17 protein-coding genes are annotated in these 15,955 nt (G+C 35.5%); 10 read left to right on the forward strand and 7 right to left on the reverse strand.

Going from position 1 to position 15,955, the window contains the following annotated elements; all coding sequences use genetic code 11:
* Positions 1 to 6: 6 nt before the first annotated feature.
* On the reverse strand, positions 7 to 600 hold the full coding sequence (locus Q9M50_03595) for a hypothetical protein (protein MDQ7089712.1): 594 nt from the start codon (positions 598 to 600) through the stop codon (positions 7 to 9).
* Positions 601 to 867: 267 nt separating this feature from the next.
* Between Q9M50_03595 and pgi the strand changes: the two genes are divergently transcribed.
* Together pgi and mltF are read left to right on the forward strand one after the other, a co-directional pair.
* Positions 868 to 2,499 (forward strand): glucose-6-phosphate isomerase, encoded by a 1,632-nt coding sequence (pgi, locus tag Q9M50_03600; GenBank protein ID MDQ7089713.1) that lies wholly within the window; start codon positions 868 to 870, stop codon positions 2,497 to 2,499.
* A complete protein-coding gene (gene mltF, locus Q9M50_03605) occupies positions 2,477 to 3,988 on the forward strand; it encodes a membrane-bound lytic murein transglycosylase MltF (GenBank protein MDQ7089714.1) in 1,512 nt (503 codons plus the stop codon). The genes pgi and mltF overlap by 23 nt, the downstream gene beginning before the upstream one ends.
* A gap of 20 nt (positions 3,989 to 4,008) precedes the next feature.
* On the opposite strand, the gene Q9M50_03610 is transcribed toward mltF, so the two are convergent.
* From Q9M50_03610 to Q9M50_03625, 4 genes are all read right to left on the reverse strand, one after another.
* Entirely contained in the window at positions 4,009 to 5,286 is a 1,278-nt protein-coding gene (locus Q9M50_03610) for a TRAP transporter large permease subunit (protein MDQ7089715.1), read from the reverse strand.
* A gap of 87 nt (positions 5,287 to 5,373) precedes the next feature.
* Complete coding sequence (locus Q9M50_03615; GenBank protein MDQ7089716.1) at positions 5,374 to 5,697, reverse strand: hypothetical protein; 324 nt, start codon at positions 5,695 to 5,697, stop codon at positions 5,374 to 5,376.
* Between the two features lie 134 nt (positions 5,698 to 5,831).
* Positions 5,832 to 6,386, reverse strand: coding sequence for a hypothetical protein (locus tag Q9M50_03620; GenBank protein ID MDQ7089717.1), 555 nt, complete (start codon positions 6,384 to 6,386; stop codon positions 5,832 to 5,834).
* A complete protein-coding gene (locus Q9M50_03625; GenBank protein MDQ7089718.1) occupies positions 6,379 to 7,047 on the reverse strand; it encodes a Bax inhibitor-1/YccA family protein in 669 nt (222 codons plus the stop codon). The genes Q9M50_03620 and Q9M50_03625 overlap by 8 nt, the downstream gene beginning before the upstream one ends.
* A gap of 178 nt (positions 7,048 to 7,225) precedes the next feature.
* Here Q9M50_03625 and hslO point away from each other — a divergent pair, with 178 nt between their 5' ends.
* From hslO to Q9M50_03665, 8 genes are all read left to right on the forward strand, one after another.
* Entirely contained in the window at positions 7,226 to 8,068 is an 843-nt protein-coding gene (gene hslO, locus Q9M50_03630; GenBank protein MDQ7089719.1) for an Hsp33 family molecular chaperone HslO, read from the forward strand.
* Between the two features lie 38 nt (positions 8,069 to 8,106).
* Entirely contained in the window at positions 8,107 to 8,727 is a 621-nt protein-coding gene (locus Q9M50_03635; protein ID MDQ7089720.1) for a hypothetical protein, read from the forward strand.
* A gap of 95 nt (positions 8,728 to 8,822) precedes the next feature.
* The gene (locus Q9M50_03640; protein MDQ7089721.1) at positions 8,823 to 10,256 is read left to right on the forward strand and encodes a radical SAM protein; all 1,434 of its coding nucleotides are present in this window, start codon (positions 8,823 to 8,825) and stop codon (positions 10,254 to 10,256) included.
* A gap of 441 nt (positions 10,257 to 10,697) precedes the next feature.
* Positions 10,698 to 11,582, forward strand: coding sequence for a transposase (locus tag Q9M50_03645; GenBank protein MDQ7089722.1), 885 nt, complete (start codon positions 10,698 to 10,700; stop codon positions 11,580 to 11,582).
* A gap of 47 nt (positions 11,583 to 11,629) precedes the next feature.
* Positions 11,630 to 12,787: a cupin-like domain-containing protein gene (locus Q9M50_03650; GenBank protein ID MDQ7089723.1), complete on the forward strand. Its 1,158-nt coding sequence runs from the start codon at positions 11,630 to 11,632 to the stop codon at positions 12,785 to 12,787.
* Positions 12,788 to 12,995: 208 nt separating this feature from the next.
* Complete coding sequence (locus Q9M50_03655; protein ID MDQ7089724.1) at positions 12,996 to 13,265, forward strand: hypothetical protein; 270 nt, start codon at positions 12,996 to 12,998, stop codon at positions 13,263 to 13,265.
* A 227-nt stretch (positions 13,266 to 13,492) separates the two neighbouring features.
* Complete coding sequence (locus Q9M50_03660; protein ID MDQ7089725.1) at positions 13,493 to 14,011, forward strand: transposase family protein; 519 nt, start codon at positions 13,493 to 13,495, stop codon at positions 14,009 to 14,011.
* A gap of 135 nt (positions 14,012 to 14,146) precedes the next feature.
* Positions 14,147 to 14,419, forward strand: coding sequence for a transposase family protein (locus tag Q9M50_03665; GenBank protein MDQ7089726.1), 273 nt, complete (start codon positions 14,147 to 14,149; stop codon positions 14,417 to 14,419).
* Positions 14,420 to 14,722: 303 nt separating this feature from the next.
* Here the strand turns inward: Q9M50_03665 and Q9M50_03670 are convergent, their stop codons facing one another.
* Positions 14,723 to 15,316, reverse strand: a complete 594-nt coding sequence (locus Q9M50_03670) for a DUF6399 domain-containing protein (GenBank protein ID MDQ7089727.1) — start codon at positions 15,314 to 15,316, stop codon at positions 14,723 to 14,725.
* A 35-nt stretch (positions 15,317 to 15,351) separates the two neighbouring features.
* Complete coding sequence (locus tag Q9M50_03675) at positions 15,352 to 15,948, reverse strand: hypothetical protein (protein ID MDQ7089728.1); 597 nt, start codon at positions 15,946 to 15,948, stop codon at positions 15,352 to 15,354.
* Between the last annotated feature and the right edge of the window lie 7 nt (positions 15,949 to 15,955).

Here is a 15,955-nt window from a genome sequence, read left to right on the forward strand (position 1 = left end):
TAAACATTATGAATCTTTAACGTTTCCTAAAATTTCATCCACCTTTGTTTTAAAACCATCATGTGACAAGTACACAACATAAACACCTGCACACGCAAATAATAGATACAATAACATTTCAACCGTAGTTGTTGATTGACCTGCGCCTGCTCTAAATGCCATATGCGCATCTAATCTTTCGCCTTCGTCTGGCTCCAAGGTAATATGAATTAAGTATTTACCTGGATCAGGAACCCCTTCTGGTAAGGATAAAACGACTGTTCCTGATTTATGTTTCTTAGGTGCTTGTTTGAAGATACTCGTGCCTTCTGGCTCTTTAGTGACTTCAAAGGAGACTTTCATATTACGGTAACGAATGTCCTGATAGTCAAAAACTAATTGAATCAGCGTGTCAGCATTGGGTATATTGCCGCAAAACTCTTCTGCGGGGTAGGCTTTCGGTTGATAAGCCGTGTAATGAATCCAATGATTGGGTTCTAACTCGAATTTACATTGATCTGTATCGGTACCCGCCGCGCCACCATGAGCCCATAATGCAGAAGAAAAAAACAAACCTAGTAAAACTAGGAAAGTGTTTCTTAACGTTGTTGTTTTATTCATAAAATACCTTCCAAAATTTTTATTATCATTTTATTATTTATTTTTTTCAATCACTCATGATGCCTAATACAATAGACACTTAAGTCACTGTAAAAATAACACTTGACTGTAGCATATTACCCTTTAAAAATAAAGGTAACCGTGCGTAATGAAAGCCAAATTTAGAATTATCTAGGCTTTGCAATATTAGAACATAATAATACAGTTATTGCTATCCTCGTCACCTTTTCGTAGACTGCTTACTATTTTGTAATTTTTGGGGGAAAAATGTCAACTTTGTCAAACTCGGTAGAATGGAAAGCGATCCAAGCCCACCATAAAAAAAACCATCCATTTCCTTTGCGAGATATTTTTTTATCAGACCCTCAGCGATTTGATAAATTTTCGTTATCATTTAATGACATCCTCTTCGATTATTCAAAAAATTTGATTAATGATGAGACTTTACCTCTATTACTTAATTTGGCTAAGGCAACCCAGCTAAAAAAGAAGCGTGAGGCCATGTTTTCAGGGGAAATGATTAATACGACAGAACGTCGAGCAGTGTTACATACGGCGTTGCGAAACCGTAGTCAGCAAGCTGTTTTTTTTAATAAAAAAGATGTTATGCCGCAAATAAGAGCGGAACTTGTAAAAATGCGCGCATTTTGTCAAAAAGTTCACTCAGGTCAGTGGAAAGGTTACAGTGGCAAAACAGTAACGGATATTGTTAATATTGGCATTGGGGGGTCTGACTTAGGCCCTAAAATGGTTGCCACCGCATTGGTTCCTTATGCGTTAGCGAATTTTAAGGTTCATTTTATATCCAATGTTGACCAAGCTGATTTAGTGGAAACCTTAACACCATTAAACCCTGAAACAACGTTGTTTATTATCACCTCTAAATCGTTTACAACCCAAGAAACCATGACTAATGCGCATTCGACGAAAAAATGGTTTTTAGAATCCGCACCTAATGAAGCGGCGATTAAAAAACATTTTGTAGCTATTTCGACGCATCCTGAAAATGTGACGGCCTTTGGTATAGATGAAGTCAATATATTTACGTTCTGGGATTGGGTTGGTGGACGTTACTCTATTTGGTCATCCATTGGATTATCGGTTGCGCTTTATATTGGAATGGATAACTTTGAAGCGTTATTAGAAGGCGCATTTGAAGCCGATCAACATTTTTATAATGCTCCCTTTGAAGAAAATATTCCTGTTATCATGGCGTTACTCGGCGTTTGGTATAACAATTTTTTAGGGGCGCAATCGCATGTAATTTTACCCTATGCCCAATCACTGACTTTTTTTGCCGATTATTTTCAGCAAGGTGATATGGAAAGTAATGGTAAAAATACAGATAGAGACGGCAATCATGTAGACTACAGCACAGGCCCTATTATATGGGGACAACCTGGGACTAATGGTCAACATGCGTTTTATCAATTAATGCACCAAGGCACTAAATTAATTCCTTGTGATTTTTTAGCCCCCGCACAAAGTCATTATGATTTACCTAAACATCATGATATTTTAATTTCTAATTTTCTTTCCCAGCCTGAAGCGTTGATGCACGGAAAAAATGCAAATGAAGTTGAGCAAGATTTAGAGGGGAGTGATAAATTAGATAAAAAACTGATTGCGTCTAAAGTATTTTTAGGAAATAAACCATCAAGTAGTTTTTTATTTAAAAAATTGACCCCTAAAACATTAGGCACTTTAATTGCTTTTTACGAGCATAAAATTTTTACACAAGGGGTTATTTGGAATATTCATTCATTTGACCAAATGGGTGTTGAATTAGGCAAAGTTTTGGCCAAAGTTATTTTACCTGAGCTTAAAAATGACGCGGTTATTGATAGTCACGATAGCTCAACGAATGGGTTAATTAATGCGTATAAACAACTTCGTTAATGATTACTTGAAAATAGTTCGCTTACTATTGATTGCGTTTATTTCATCGCTGAGTTTAATTTCTTGTGATGATATGAGCACCCCTCCTGCTAAAAACAAACTGTCTAAATTAGAAAAAATAAAACAAGCGGGGGTTTTACAGGTGGCGACCCGAGTTGACCCGACCACGTATTACCCGCTTCCTACAGGAGGATATAGTGGTTTAGAGTATGATTTAGTCATGTTATTTGCTAAACAACTTGGAGTTAAGGTTAAATTTCAAATTCCCCAAAAATTTGAATCTATTCTTAAAAAAACGATTGCAGGCACGGTTGATATAGCAGCGGCTGGACTTACCGTCACCGAAGAACGTCAAAAAAAGCTACGGTTCTCTCCGTTTTATCATAAAGTGAGTGAACAAATTATCTATAGTTCACGCGTCGCTCGACCCAAGACGATTGCGGATTTAGAAAATGGAATTTTGGAGGTTACGCTTGGAACAAGTCATACTGAAAGCCTTAGGTTACTCCAAAAAAAGGACCATCCTAATTTAACCTGGATTAGCAGTCAAACGTTAGATAGTCACCAGTTGTTAGGATTAGTTAATGATGGACTTATTGATTACACCGTGGCGGATTCTAATCAAATGATTCTTATGCGTCGTTTTTATCCTAAATTACATATTGCGTTTGAAATTGCAAAACCGAGAGCATTAGCATGGGCTTTACCTCTTTCTAAAGATGACAGTTTATATAACGAAGTCACCGCTTTTTTTGATCGAATCAAAAAAGATAAAACTCTGGCCCAGCTATTAGAACGTCACTATGGTCATGCTGAAAAATTAACCGCGTTTGATAAATTAAAATTTGATCAACGTCAACGAAGTAGACTGCCCGAATACAAACCGTATTTTGTTGAAATGGGTAAAAAATATAACATTGATTGGCGTTTATTAGCTGCAATAGGTTATCAGGAATCACATTGGGAGGAGTCAGCAATTTCGCCGACAGGGGTGCGAGGAATTATGATGTTAACCAAGGACACCGCAAAACAAGTGGGGGTTAAAAATAGAATCGACCCAAAACAAAGTATTCAGGGCGGGGCTTTATATTTTTATCAACGATTAAAGGTCATTCCTCAACGTGTTCAAGAACCTGATCGAACATGGTTTGCGCTGGCCTCTTATAATGTGGGATTTGGTCATGTAGAAGACGCTAGAATACTCACGAAACGGTATGGAGGAAGTCCTGATAAATGGATAGACGTAAAGAAATTTTTAGCCAAATTATCGCAACCCTCTTGGCATAAACAAACCAAACATGGCTATGCACGCGGTCATGAGCCTCTTGTTTATGTTGAAAATATTCGTAATTATTACGATTTATTAGTTTGGCAAAATCACCAAAAACAAGAACAGCAACAAATCCTAGATAATATAAATGCCCCTAGTTTTATCAATAATATTTTTAAATCGTATTTTATATTTGAATTTCAAGAGTTACTTTCTTAATTGGATAGTCGGCCCTTAGGTTATAAAAACCAAGTACTGAGCCAAGGGATATAAGTAATAATCAACACGGCAAGCAATAGGATTAACATGAAAGGAATTGTAGCTTGGTAAATTTCAGTGATGGGTTTATTAAAACGGTAACTGGCAATAAATAGATTCATCCCTACAGGCGGTGTGAAATAACCAATCTGCATATTGGCTAAAAAGATAACCCCTAAATGCAAAGGATGAATATCATAGCCTAATGCAATAGGCACAATTAAGGGAACAATAATAATTAAGGCTGAAAATACATCTAATATTGCCCCTAAAATGAGTAAAAATAAGTTGAGTAAGATTAGAAAGGTAAACTTAGTTTCGACATGCGCTTTAACCCAAGTAAATAGGTGCATTGGGATTTCAGCATCGACTAAATAATTAGTGAAGGCCATTGCAACCGCTAAAATTAATAAAATACTGCCGATCATTTGAATAGCGTCTAAGCTTATCTTATTTAGTTGGGCTAATTTTATTTCTTTATGGATAAAAACTTCGACAATTAAAATATAAAATACGGTGATAGCGGCTATTTCTGAGATTGTAAAAATTCCGCCAAAAACCCCGATAAAAATAAAAAATGGCAGGGGAATTAACCATATTGTATCGAATAAAGCGGATTTTGCCGCAGTGATTGAAAAAGGGGTTTTTGAAAATTTTAATTTTCGGGTTGTCCAAATCAGCCATGCCGCCAGTAATAAAATCATGACTAACGCAGGTAATAGTCCTGCAATGAATAATTGGGATAACGAAATTTTTATGCCCAAATTCATTTGTTGAACAATGATGCCATACAAAATAAGAGGAACCGATGGTGGGAGCAATAAGCCTAAACTCCCCGTTGTGGTCACCAAGCCTAAGCTTAATTTTTCAGGATAACCCTCTTTGATTAAAGCGGGTAATAGTAATGCCCCTAACGCAACAATGGTAACCCCTGATGCGCCTGTAAACGCGGTAAATAGGGCGCAACTTAGCAAGGATATAATGGCTAACCCCGAAGGCATCCAGCCAAAAAATACCCGTGTTAATTTTAATAGACGTTCTGAGGTATTGCTCTCTGAAAGAATATAACCTGCGAAGGTAAATAAGGGTAAAGCAACGAGTAGAGGGGTATCGGCAATGCGGTAAATTTCAATGCTAATAACCGCTAAATCAATCTCTGCGTTATAAAATCCGAGCAAGGTTGCGGCTAAGATAATAATGAATAGCGGCATTCCGAATAGCAGCATGATTAAGAGGGTAATAATCGCGGTTATAATCATCGTTTTAAATTAAAGAAAGGCGAGGTTTATGATCCAAATAACATGCGCTAAACACTATTGATGAATGTTAAGCGAAGTTGTGTCGTATTAACATTTCCACGTATTAATTATCCCGATACAGGACTGGTTCTTATCGCCTATTTTAACATTGGCTGTTTTAAACAGGATATTATCTTCTATCTCGATGGTTACGCTTGTATCGTATATTTGTTGAGCGCATTTATTTGGAAAAAGATTGCAAGAAAAATTGATGAAGCTATCTACAATACCATTGTTTGCATCAGTTTTTGGTGATTTTACCTCCGATAAAATTTGTGAGAAAATTTGCTTCTCTAACACTTCATCCGTAGGCTTTGAGAGGATGGAAAATCCACATCCGATAACAATTAAAATAATGATAAGTTTATTCATAGTGACTCTTTTTTCTTAGTTTTTTATTGAAATGTGAATATTTATTTTTATAGTTTAGCTCGCTTTTAGTTATTTTGCGGGATAAATACGTTGAGTTGGGCGACCTACTTACGATCAAATAGCGTTCCTAAAATTTATTTAAACCACTTTTTTGTTTGTTTTTTAAACCATTTTTTAACGGTAACGAATAATGAAATTGCTTTATTTTTAATCAATGACATTTTTTGTTTAACTGTTATTTTTACTGCCGAACTGAGTTGTTGAATAATTTTAAGTGCATCTTTAAACTCTCTTTGTTTGATTTCAGCCTTGGTTCGTGCATAATCAACCTTCCATAAATCACTTTGTTTAACCCGCACTAAATAAGTTATAAAAGAGTGACCCTTTGCAGCAGTTTTACGGCTAATCATCGTTTCAACAGTAGCGTTATCATAATTAATAACAACGTTCCCTGTTTGTAAATAACCATAGCCTTGGGTTTTATCAAATAAAGCCTCTGATCCCTCTACGCTATATTCCTTAGCCTCATCCCAGTTTTTTTCAGATAATGCAGTCCAGAATAAAATAGTGACATCGCTAGGATCTGTTTCTCGCCAGCATCCTGAAATCATGGACAGCAAACAAAAAAGCCCAATCAAAATGACGGGGCTTTTTTGGGGGTGATAATAAAAGCCGAAGCGTTTAATCATTCCCGCCGACAACGCCTAAGATATGCAATAAACTTAGGAACATATTATAAATAGTAATATACAAGGTAATCGTTGCTAAAATATAGTTGGTTTCTCCACCATGAATAATCTCGCTGGTTTGATACAAAATTAATCCTGACATTAATAAAATAAACATCGCAGACACGGCTAATGATAAACCAGGAATAGGTAAAAAGACGGCGGCAATGCCTGCTAAAAAGGCCACCAAAATTCCTATCATCAAAAAGCCACCGATGAAACTAAAATCTTTACGAGAGGTTAAGGCGTAACCGGATAGACCAAGAAATATAACGCCTGTGCCGCCTAACGCGGTCATAATTAATTGTCCGCCATTGACGAACGAACTTAAATAAACATTTAAAATAGGCCCTAACGTTAATCCCATAAAGCCTGTTAAAGCGAAAACAAATAAGATACCTAGACTGCTATTACTAAATTTGGTGGTTAAGAATAAGAGACCAAAGTAACCACCGAACGTAATTAACATTCCAAAATGGGGTAATTCTAAATACAGCGATAAAGCGGCCATAAAGCCACTAAAAACAAGTGTTGCAGATAAAAGCAAATAGGTATTTTTAAGGACTTTATTGGTCTCTAAAATACTGGCTTCGGATTGAATAGCGGGTGTTTTAATCGTCATAAAAATTTTTCCTGAAGAGATAGGGTTGGTAATCATTATCAATGGGTATGACTGTACCATTTTACAAGCGTTTCTTACTAGGATTAAGCGAAGAAAAACATTTTTAAAGCAATCCTTTCCAAACCCTTGTACTATGGAATAATGAATTTAGATTATATCCTTTTTGCTTGAGAAATTTATGAACCAAAATGATTGCTTACGCCGCTTTTTATTTGACGACCTAGGCGTTCGGGGCGAATGGGTGCATTTGCAAACCAGTTTCCAAGCCGCAAAACACTATCAATCGCTATCCGATCATGTTGCTTCACAATTAGGAGAGGCTTTAGCGGCGGTGACTTTACTTTCAGCAACCATCAAATTTAAAGGCTCCATGGTTTTACAAGCGCAAGGAAATGGCGCATTGCATACCTTAGTCGCCCAAGCCAGTGACCAACAAGAAATTAGAGGGCTGGTTAGAGGCGATAAGAAAATGGCCGAAGGCTCTTTACAAACAATGATGGGAGAAGGGCGGTTAGTGTTAACCACGAAGGCAGAAAATGGAGAGCCTTATCAAGGCATTGTTTCTTTAGAGGCGAACGGATTAGCCGAAGTGATTGAAAATTACTTTCAACAATCCGAACAACTGCCTACGCGTGTATGGTTATTTAGTGATAAAACCCAAGTAGCAGGGTTGTTTTTACAAAAAATTCCGACGGAAGGTCGTGAGGAATTGGATTGGGAGCGAATTACAGCCGTTGCGAATACGATTACTGCGGATGAACTCTTAAATTTAGACTGCGAGACCGTGCTTTATCGCCTCTTTAATGAAGACAAACTCAGACTTTTTGAGCCACAAACGGTTACGTTTAAATGCTCCTGTTCACGCGAAAAAATTATAGAAACATTGCAAACTTTAGGGCGTGATGATTTAGAATCTGCACTTAAGGAGCAAGAAATCGTTGCGGTTGATTGTGAATTCTGTGGGCAAAAATATACGTTTAACGCGGAAGCAATCGAAATGATTTTAACGCCAAATAGTTAGCGAATAAACGAACTCTACTCCTTTTAGAGGCCAGTAAAATGAAAAAAAGTTTGATATTAGTAATGACACTTGCTTTCTTATTATTGGGAAATGCGTGTTTTACGCCCCTGCTCTATGACGGTAAAAATTCACGAACCTATACTGAAGAAGCGCGTAGCTTTTTAATTACCGAGCAAGGTACCCAATTGGTTGTGATTGGAAAAAAACACCATTATATTTTTGCAGCCCCTGATAACACCTTAAAATTTATTCTTCAATGGCCTGAAAAAAAACGTATAAAAGCCTCCTTTTCAAGTTTTAAAATTGATACTGAACAGTCTGTTTCAGGTACATACACGTTGATCGTTAAAAAATCCCCTGATTTATCCGTAGAAACCAACGCTCTGTTAATGGCTAAAGGCTTCACTGAAAATAAGGCGTTAAAAATACTCAACTATCATGGCTCTTTAGAAGGCACGCGTTATTCAGCCGATTCGTTTAAACTACCTAAGACATTATTTCTCAACAAAAAATATAAGCTGCACATGATTGAAGAAATGCCCCTTTCAGCGTCAGGAGTGGTTAAAAAAATTCTGTTAACACCTTTAGCGATAGCCGCAGATGGCTTAATCATTTTAGGGGGAGCGCCAATACTTTTGTTTACGATTTTGATGGATTAGCTCTCTTTTTCGACTAAAAATAAGGATTAAGAAAACTATTTTTCACCCTTCACGCCATCACGGCAATATCGATACTATTTTCAATTTTAAGACTTATGAGCCGAAAAAACCGTCCTTATCTTTTTTACGATACGACGACCTCAGTATGTACAACGTGTTTGCGTCCTGTCGAAGCGAAAATTTTAATTAAAGAGAATCACGTTTATTTAGAAAAATGGTGTCCCGCTCATAAAACGGAGCGCGTACTCATCAGTGATGATGCCAACTATTATCGCTTATGCCGTGAAGTTTATGTTAAACCCCCTGAAATGCCTGAACAGTTCAGCACCTCAATGGAATATGGCTGTCCATTTGATTGCGGTCTTTGTCCCGATCACATGCAGCATTCCTGCGTAAGTGTCGTTGAAGTCACTGAGCAATGTAATTTAAGTTGCCCTGTGTGTTACGCAGAATCCGCGCCTAATCATGGAAAACATGCGTTTCTTACAGAAGTCATCGCCATGTTAGATACGGTGGTAAAGCATGAAGGTGAAGCCGATATTGTACAAATTTCAGGTGGCGAACCCACAATTCATCCCGATTTTTTTGCCATTCTTGATGCGGTTCGAGAACGCCCTATTCGGCATTTAATGATTAATACCAATGGACTTCGCATTGCTAATGCCCCTGAATTTGTACAGCGTTTAAGTCAATATAAACCAGGGATAGAAATTTATTTACAATTTGACTCCTTAGCGAACCCTGCGTTACAAAATTTACGGGGAGCGCACTTACTTGAAACGCATCAAGCCGCGTTAGAACAATTGGAACGTTATAATCTTTCGACGACCTTGGTGATGACCGTTAAGCAAGGACTCAATGATCATGAAATAGGGGATGTTATTCAACACGCGCTAACATGGACATGTGTTCGTGGTGTAACCTTACAGCCGATACAAAATGCGGGTCGCGTAGATGATTTTGAAACTAAAAATAGATTAACTGTATCTGAAATTCGTCGAAAAATAGCGGAACAATCGGGCTTATTTAATCTTGATGACATTATGCCCGTCCCTTGTAATCCTGATACTTTAGCAATGGCGTATGCCTTAAAACAAGGGAATAAAACCTTCCCTTTAACACGCTGGTTAAAGCCTGCTGATTTACTGGCAGGTAATAAGAATACGATTATTTTTGAGCGTGATGAGGCGTTAAAAAAACAACTGTTTAAACTTTTTTCAACAAACTTATCCCCGCTTAAACAAGCAAAATATGTATCTGAATTATTATGTTGTTTGCCTAAAATTGCAGGGGAGGGTATGAATTACGATCATGTCTTTCGAGTGTTGATTGTACAATTTATGGATGCGCGTAATCTTGATATTCGTGCTTTAAAAAAATCATGTGTTCATATAGCACAAGCGAATGGCACACTGATTCCTTTTGAAGCGTTTAATTTATTTTATAGAGGTGATCGTGCCGCTATGACAGAAATGATTCGTCAAGAAATAGCCGCATGGACGCAAAAACGACATACGGTTGAAAAATAATGTTTTAATTGTACATAGGGCTTATTAGGCTGTTGTTATATTTTTCTAAAATTCACCTTGTAAGTTTTTAGCAACTGACTTATCGTTGCAAGATCATTCTATTGGAACTAAGTGCTTGAGCATAAGTTTTCATATATTTTATATTTATAACAACTTGATATTTAAGCAATAGTTGTGAGAAAACTTTTGATCAAGTACTTATAGTTTATATGAGTAAAGTTGCAAAGCCAATATTTAAATTACTTCAGTGTCCAATTCCTATGGACCAATACTTCGGACAGTTTTAAAAGTAGAGGAAATCTTCAATTCATAGGAAAATGTAGTTTCTAAAGCAACAATTTCCTGAAAAGAAGATTTCCATGCAACTAATAGAAACGATTTTAGAAAAAATGTCTAGTGGTTCTAAACCACAAAAAAATTTTATCTAGCCTATTAAGTAATTTGATAAGCTTTAGAGGTAAGGCTAACTATACAAATCTCAGCCGTTACAATGAGTTATCAGAAAAAACCTATCGTCGATGGTTTAATAAAAAGTTAGATTTTCTTAAATTTAATCAGGTAGGTAATAATGAAATTCTTTCAACGTCGGGACAAAAAATAGCGGCTTTAGAGTGTAGCTTTGTTAACAAAAGTGGTGAAAAAACTTACGGTTTAGCTAAGTTTTGGGATTCTAAACAAAAGTTTACCCATGGCGTGATCGCTAAAGGTTACCATCAAATTGGAAAATTACGTTATGATGCTAATTTACGTTTACTCTACGAAGGTGTGCAAAAAGAAAAAGGTCGCCATAAATGTTATGACAGTAAATGGATTGTGGGTGAGACGAGAAAATTAGAATTAGCAGGTAAACAGGGTGGTGTTAAGATTTATACAGCAATCGTTAATTCTGTCTCATTGAAATGTAATATTCGCATCGCTTATTTAGTTAAAACAACGTCACAAGGTACACGTTATGCCTTGTTGTTCTCAACAGATACAGAGATAGATGCAATGACACTTTATAATTATTACAAGGCACGGTTTCAGATTGAATTTCTATTTCGTGATGCTAAACAATTTACAGGACTTTGTGATTGCCAAGCACGTTCTGAACCTGCTTTACACAGCCATTTTAAGGCACGTTTTACTGCGCTAAATTTGATTAAATGGCATGACCGACTTTTAAGTCCTAAACGAAAACCAATTTCAATAGGTAGCTGGAAGACTAGATTTTTCAATGAGTTATCGATTGAACGTATTTTATTAAACTCTGGGGTAGACCTGAGTTTAATAAAATGCTCTTCTCAATACGAGGAGCTTTGTAGCTTCGGGGTTATCTCGCATTAAAACTATCCGAAGTGTTGATTATTAAATATAGATAAGAAGGTAATATAATGAGTGCTATTCCAACAAACACAACCGATAGCTATTTAGACTGGAACTTAACGTTAAAAGAAAAATTATCGTATGAATTAATTTGGACATTACGGTTTTTAACCCGAAAAGATAAATTATTAAAAGGTTTTGAGGCAAAGATTGAGGATAATTTACTTAATCGTCTTGAAAAAGAAGGTATCCCTGATCACAATGTTAAAGCGATAGAAGAAATTGAGTGGGAAGACTTAATTAAGACGAATGACTTATCGTTATTAAAGAAGAAGCAACCTTTTATTATTAGAGGCGGCTGTAAGCATATAGAAGCATTTGAAAAATGGAGTGCTGATTATTTTGAACAAAATTACTACGATTGTGAGGTTAATGTTTTTTCAAACTCCACAAAAAAGGATAAAACACAAGGAACATTTACACCTGAAAAGTTAGGAAAGTTTATTGATGACAGTAAAACGGGAAAATCAAACAAATATATTATAGGCGCTTCTAATATTTTTGCGAACAATAGAAACCTACTTAGAGAACTAAACTTTTCAAGTTTTGAAAAAGCTCTTAAATTAAAGATTACGAGTATGGATTTTTTTATGGGGACTGCACGAAATTGCACCCGTTTTCATTATGAACCTGTAGGTAATATTTTTGCCATGTTAAAAGGTGAAAAAAAATGGACACTTTCAGAGCAAAAATATACGCCTTGTTTTTATCCGTTAACGAGTACAATGACACCTGGTGTTTTTCTTATGCGTACCCGTATACCTTATATGGAAACAAGTGATACCGTCTCTGAATTTAAACTTTTTAATAAAGCTCCAAAAATAAAAGCACATCTTAAAGAAGCGGATGTCTTAGTTAATCCTGGTTTTTGGTGGCATCAAGTTGAAAATGATGATGAATCCACGGCTACTAACATTGCCGTAGCGCATCGTTTTCATGATACAACACGGTATTCAATAGGAAGCAAATCTTTTTATGCTTTCTTTGATCTTATTGTTATGGCAGGCATTATTGTTAATCCTAAGCTCTTTAAAATATACGCACAATATGCCAAAAATAATGACAAGGATAGAAAAATTGATGATATATACCTTTCAGAAGACGTTTTTTATGAGGCAAATAAATATAATGATACGATTACCGAAAAAATTAATCAAGACACCTAAAGTAGTCAGTATTTTACCAGTAACTCCCTCCCCAGGTATTAGACTTATTCTTCTAAATAAAATATATTAAAATCAATTACTTACATATATTTAATAACATTCATAATCAGTTGATACAGCCTAATAAATAAACTTTAAATTAAATTATTAAAAATAATAAATAAGATTTATAATAAATTTCTATAAAAAATAAAAATCAAAGTATAACATGAAAATAAAAGAAATTTTACCAAGAATTTATGATGATAGACAGTTAAGAGTTTTAACAGGATTAAAAACAGAACATTTTATTTTACTATTATCTCTATTTGAAAAGACCCTTACTGAAGATCAAAAAGAAAAACATGAAAATAAAGAAAGAAAATACGGTAGTGGTTTAGATAGCACATTAAAAACACCCGCAGACAAATTATTATTTATATTAAAAATTGTCTGGTCTCACCACATTAGACTTGTTCTTCTAAATAAAATATATTAAAATCAATTGCTTATATATACTTGATAACATTCACAATCAGTTGATACAGCCTAATAAATAGACTTGTTCTTCTAAATAAAATATATTAAAATCAATTGCTTATATATACTTGATAACACTCACAATCAGTTGATACAGCCTAATAAATAAACTTTAAATTAAATTATTAAAAATAATAAATAAGCTTTATAATAAATTTCTATAAAAAATAAAAATCAAAGTATAACATGAAAATAAAAGAAATTTTACCAAGAATTTATGATGATAGACAGTTAAGAACTTTAACAGGATTAAAAACAGAACATTTTATTTTACTATTATCTCTATTTGAAAAGACCCTTATTGAAGATCAAAAAGAAAAACATGAAAATAAAGAAAGAAAATACGGTAGTGGTTTAGATAGCACATTAAAAACACCCGCAGACAAATTATTATTTATATTAAATTATATGAAGTGTTATTCTACTTTCGATCACTTAGGGTTTTCTTTTAATATGAATAAATCATGCGCCCATACTCATGTATACAAATTATTTCCAATTTTAATAAAGACGTTAGATATATTTAATGTTTTACCTGCAACAAGTTTTTCAACCCCTGAAGAAATGCAGCAGGCTTTTGGCGGAGTTCAAACATTGATAATAGATGCTACAGAGCGTGCTGTACAACGCCCTAGTGACTATGAAGAACAAAATGAATTTTACAGTGGTAAAAAAAACAGCATACAATTAAAAATACCACTATAGCTTCTTTAGGTCATTTAATTTTATATATTGGGGTTAGTTTTCCGGTAAAAATCATGATTATGGAATGTTTAAAAAGAATTTAATCCAGAATTAAATTGGTTTAGTAATTTTAATATATTTATTGATTTAGGTTATTTGGGGTTTAATAATGAATATAAAACTAATTCGGTAAATATTCCTCATAAAAAACCAAATAAATCTAAGCATAATCCAAACCCAACATTAACTGAAAATCAAAAAAAAGAAAACAAAGAGATGAGTCGTGAAAGAGTCATTGTTGAGCATGTAATCGGTGGAATGAAAAGATATAGATGCCTAGTTGACAAGTTTAGAAATAAAAAAGAAGGTGTAAAAGATTTATTTTCTTTTTTAGCGGCTATCCTATGGAATTTTAACATGATATATTAACTTCTTCTTAAAGAACAAGTCTATTGAATATTTTTTTGACAATATCCTGCGCTTCGCTACTTTCAATTTGAGCGATTTCTTGATAAATGGCGTTAGTTTCAGCCTGTAGGTCGTGGATATTCAAAGTATGTAAATGTTCGTTCTTTTATGATATGTTGTCAAATCTATTTTAGAAATTTTATCTTTACCCTGAGATTTAAAGTAGATACGTTTGGTTCGCTTCCTGAATGGGCAGGATTAAAAATCAATTCCGCTGATAAAGATCAATTAGGTTTATGGGTAGAAAAAATTTTGGCTACCAATTTAAGACGGGACATCCAGCAATTTCAAAGGGTTAGAAAACACACGCTTTCGACTATTTCTAGGAAGCGGTAACTCGCCCATTTCATTCAGTAGCCATGAAAACAAGTCTGGAAACTCGGTATCAAATAAACGCATGGCGGCGGTTGTGCCATCCTCACGTTTGATTCCGTAGTTATGAATGACCGTCAACGCGTTTAATCGCTTTTTATTCAAACCTCGCCCATTGCGATACATTTGCGATAAACAGCCATTTCGCCCTTCCACCGCAGATGAACTGCGTTGAAACTGCCTTGCCATATGCTCCGCCAATGTTAGCCATCGCTGCATTTCACTGATTGATAACTTTGCACTAAATGGGTCTGATTTGAGCTTATCAGACGCGGTTTCCCAAGCTTTTCGATAGTTTTCCTTTGACCTGCGGCTTTTAGTTTGTTCCATTTTCTGATGCCAATAAACAACGGGTAATAATGTTGTGGTCAACCAATATTCGGTATCCGCATCAAGCCCCAAATTTTGCAAGGTTTCGCGTACCCAAAGCCACCAAAAACTGATGGATACCGCTAACGGTTTTATTTGATTACGAAACTTTTTCATCACGCCTTTATGATCGTTAATCCCTTGTTTTTCCGCTATTTTTCAAAGGCTCGCGCTCTTAACTCTAGCAACTTCTCAACCTGTTCCGCATCGTTTATACGACTATCATTGAGTGAAAAAGGATGAACTTCATCCGCAATCCCTTGTAAGTTTTCGTGATAATCTGTTTGTATTTTTTTGGCTTCTTCAAGCTCTTTTTCAGCCGTTATCCGTGTTGTTTTAAGTCCAATAATTTTCTGCATCGTTGCCGTTTTAGAAACAGTAGACTCTGCGGTTTGCGCTGCTTGCCGCTGTTTTTCAGCCCTTGCTGCACGCCTGCCGATTTTCGCGCCTAACCAGCGACTCATATCTTGTTGAGCATGAAAAATATCTGCCCCCGATTCGCACTTAAACCCCGTCACTGCCATTTTTATCAACGCCTTAGCGCGATCACTAATCGCATGATTAACCTCAATGCCTAATGATTCTAATCGTGGCGAAACCTTTTTATACCAAGTATCGTAGCACCTATCATCGCTAATATCTTCCAACAAAAGATAGCCAGAACGTAAGTCCATTAAAACTAAAATCATAAAGTTGCCGAAAAAAGTCTCATCCAGCCCAGCAACAACTTTACGTGTTTGTTTTTTCACACTTTTT

It is taken from the genome of Methylococcales bacterium (assembly GCA_030949405.1).
Lineage (GTDB): Bacteria > Pseudomonadota > Gammaproteobacteria > Methylococcales > Methylomonadaceae > WTBX01.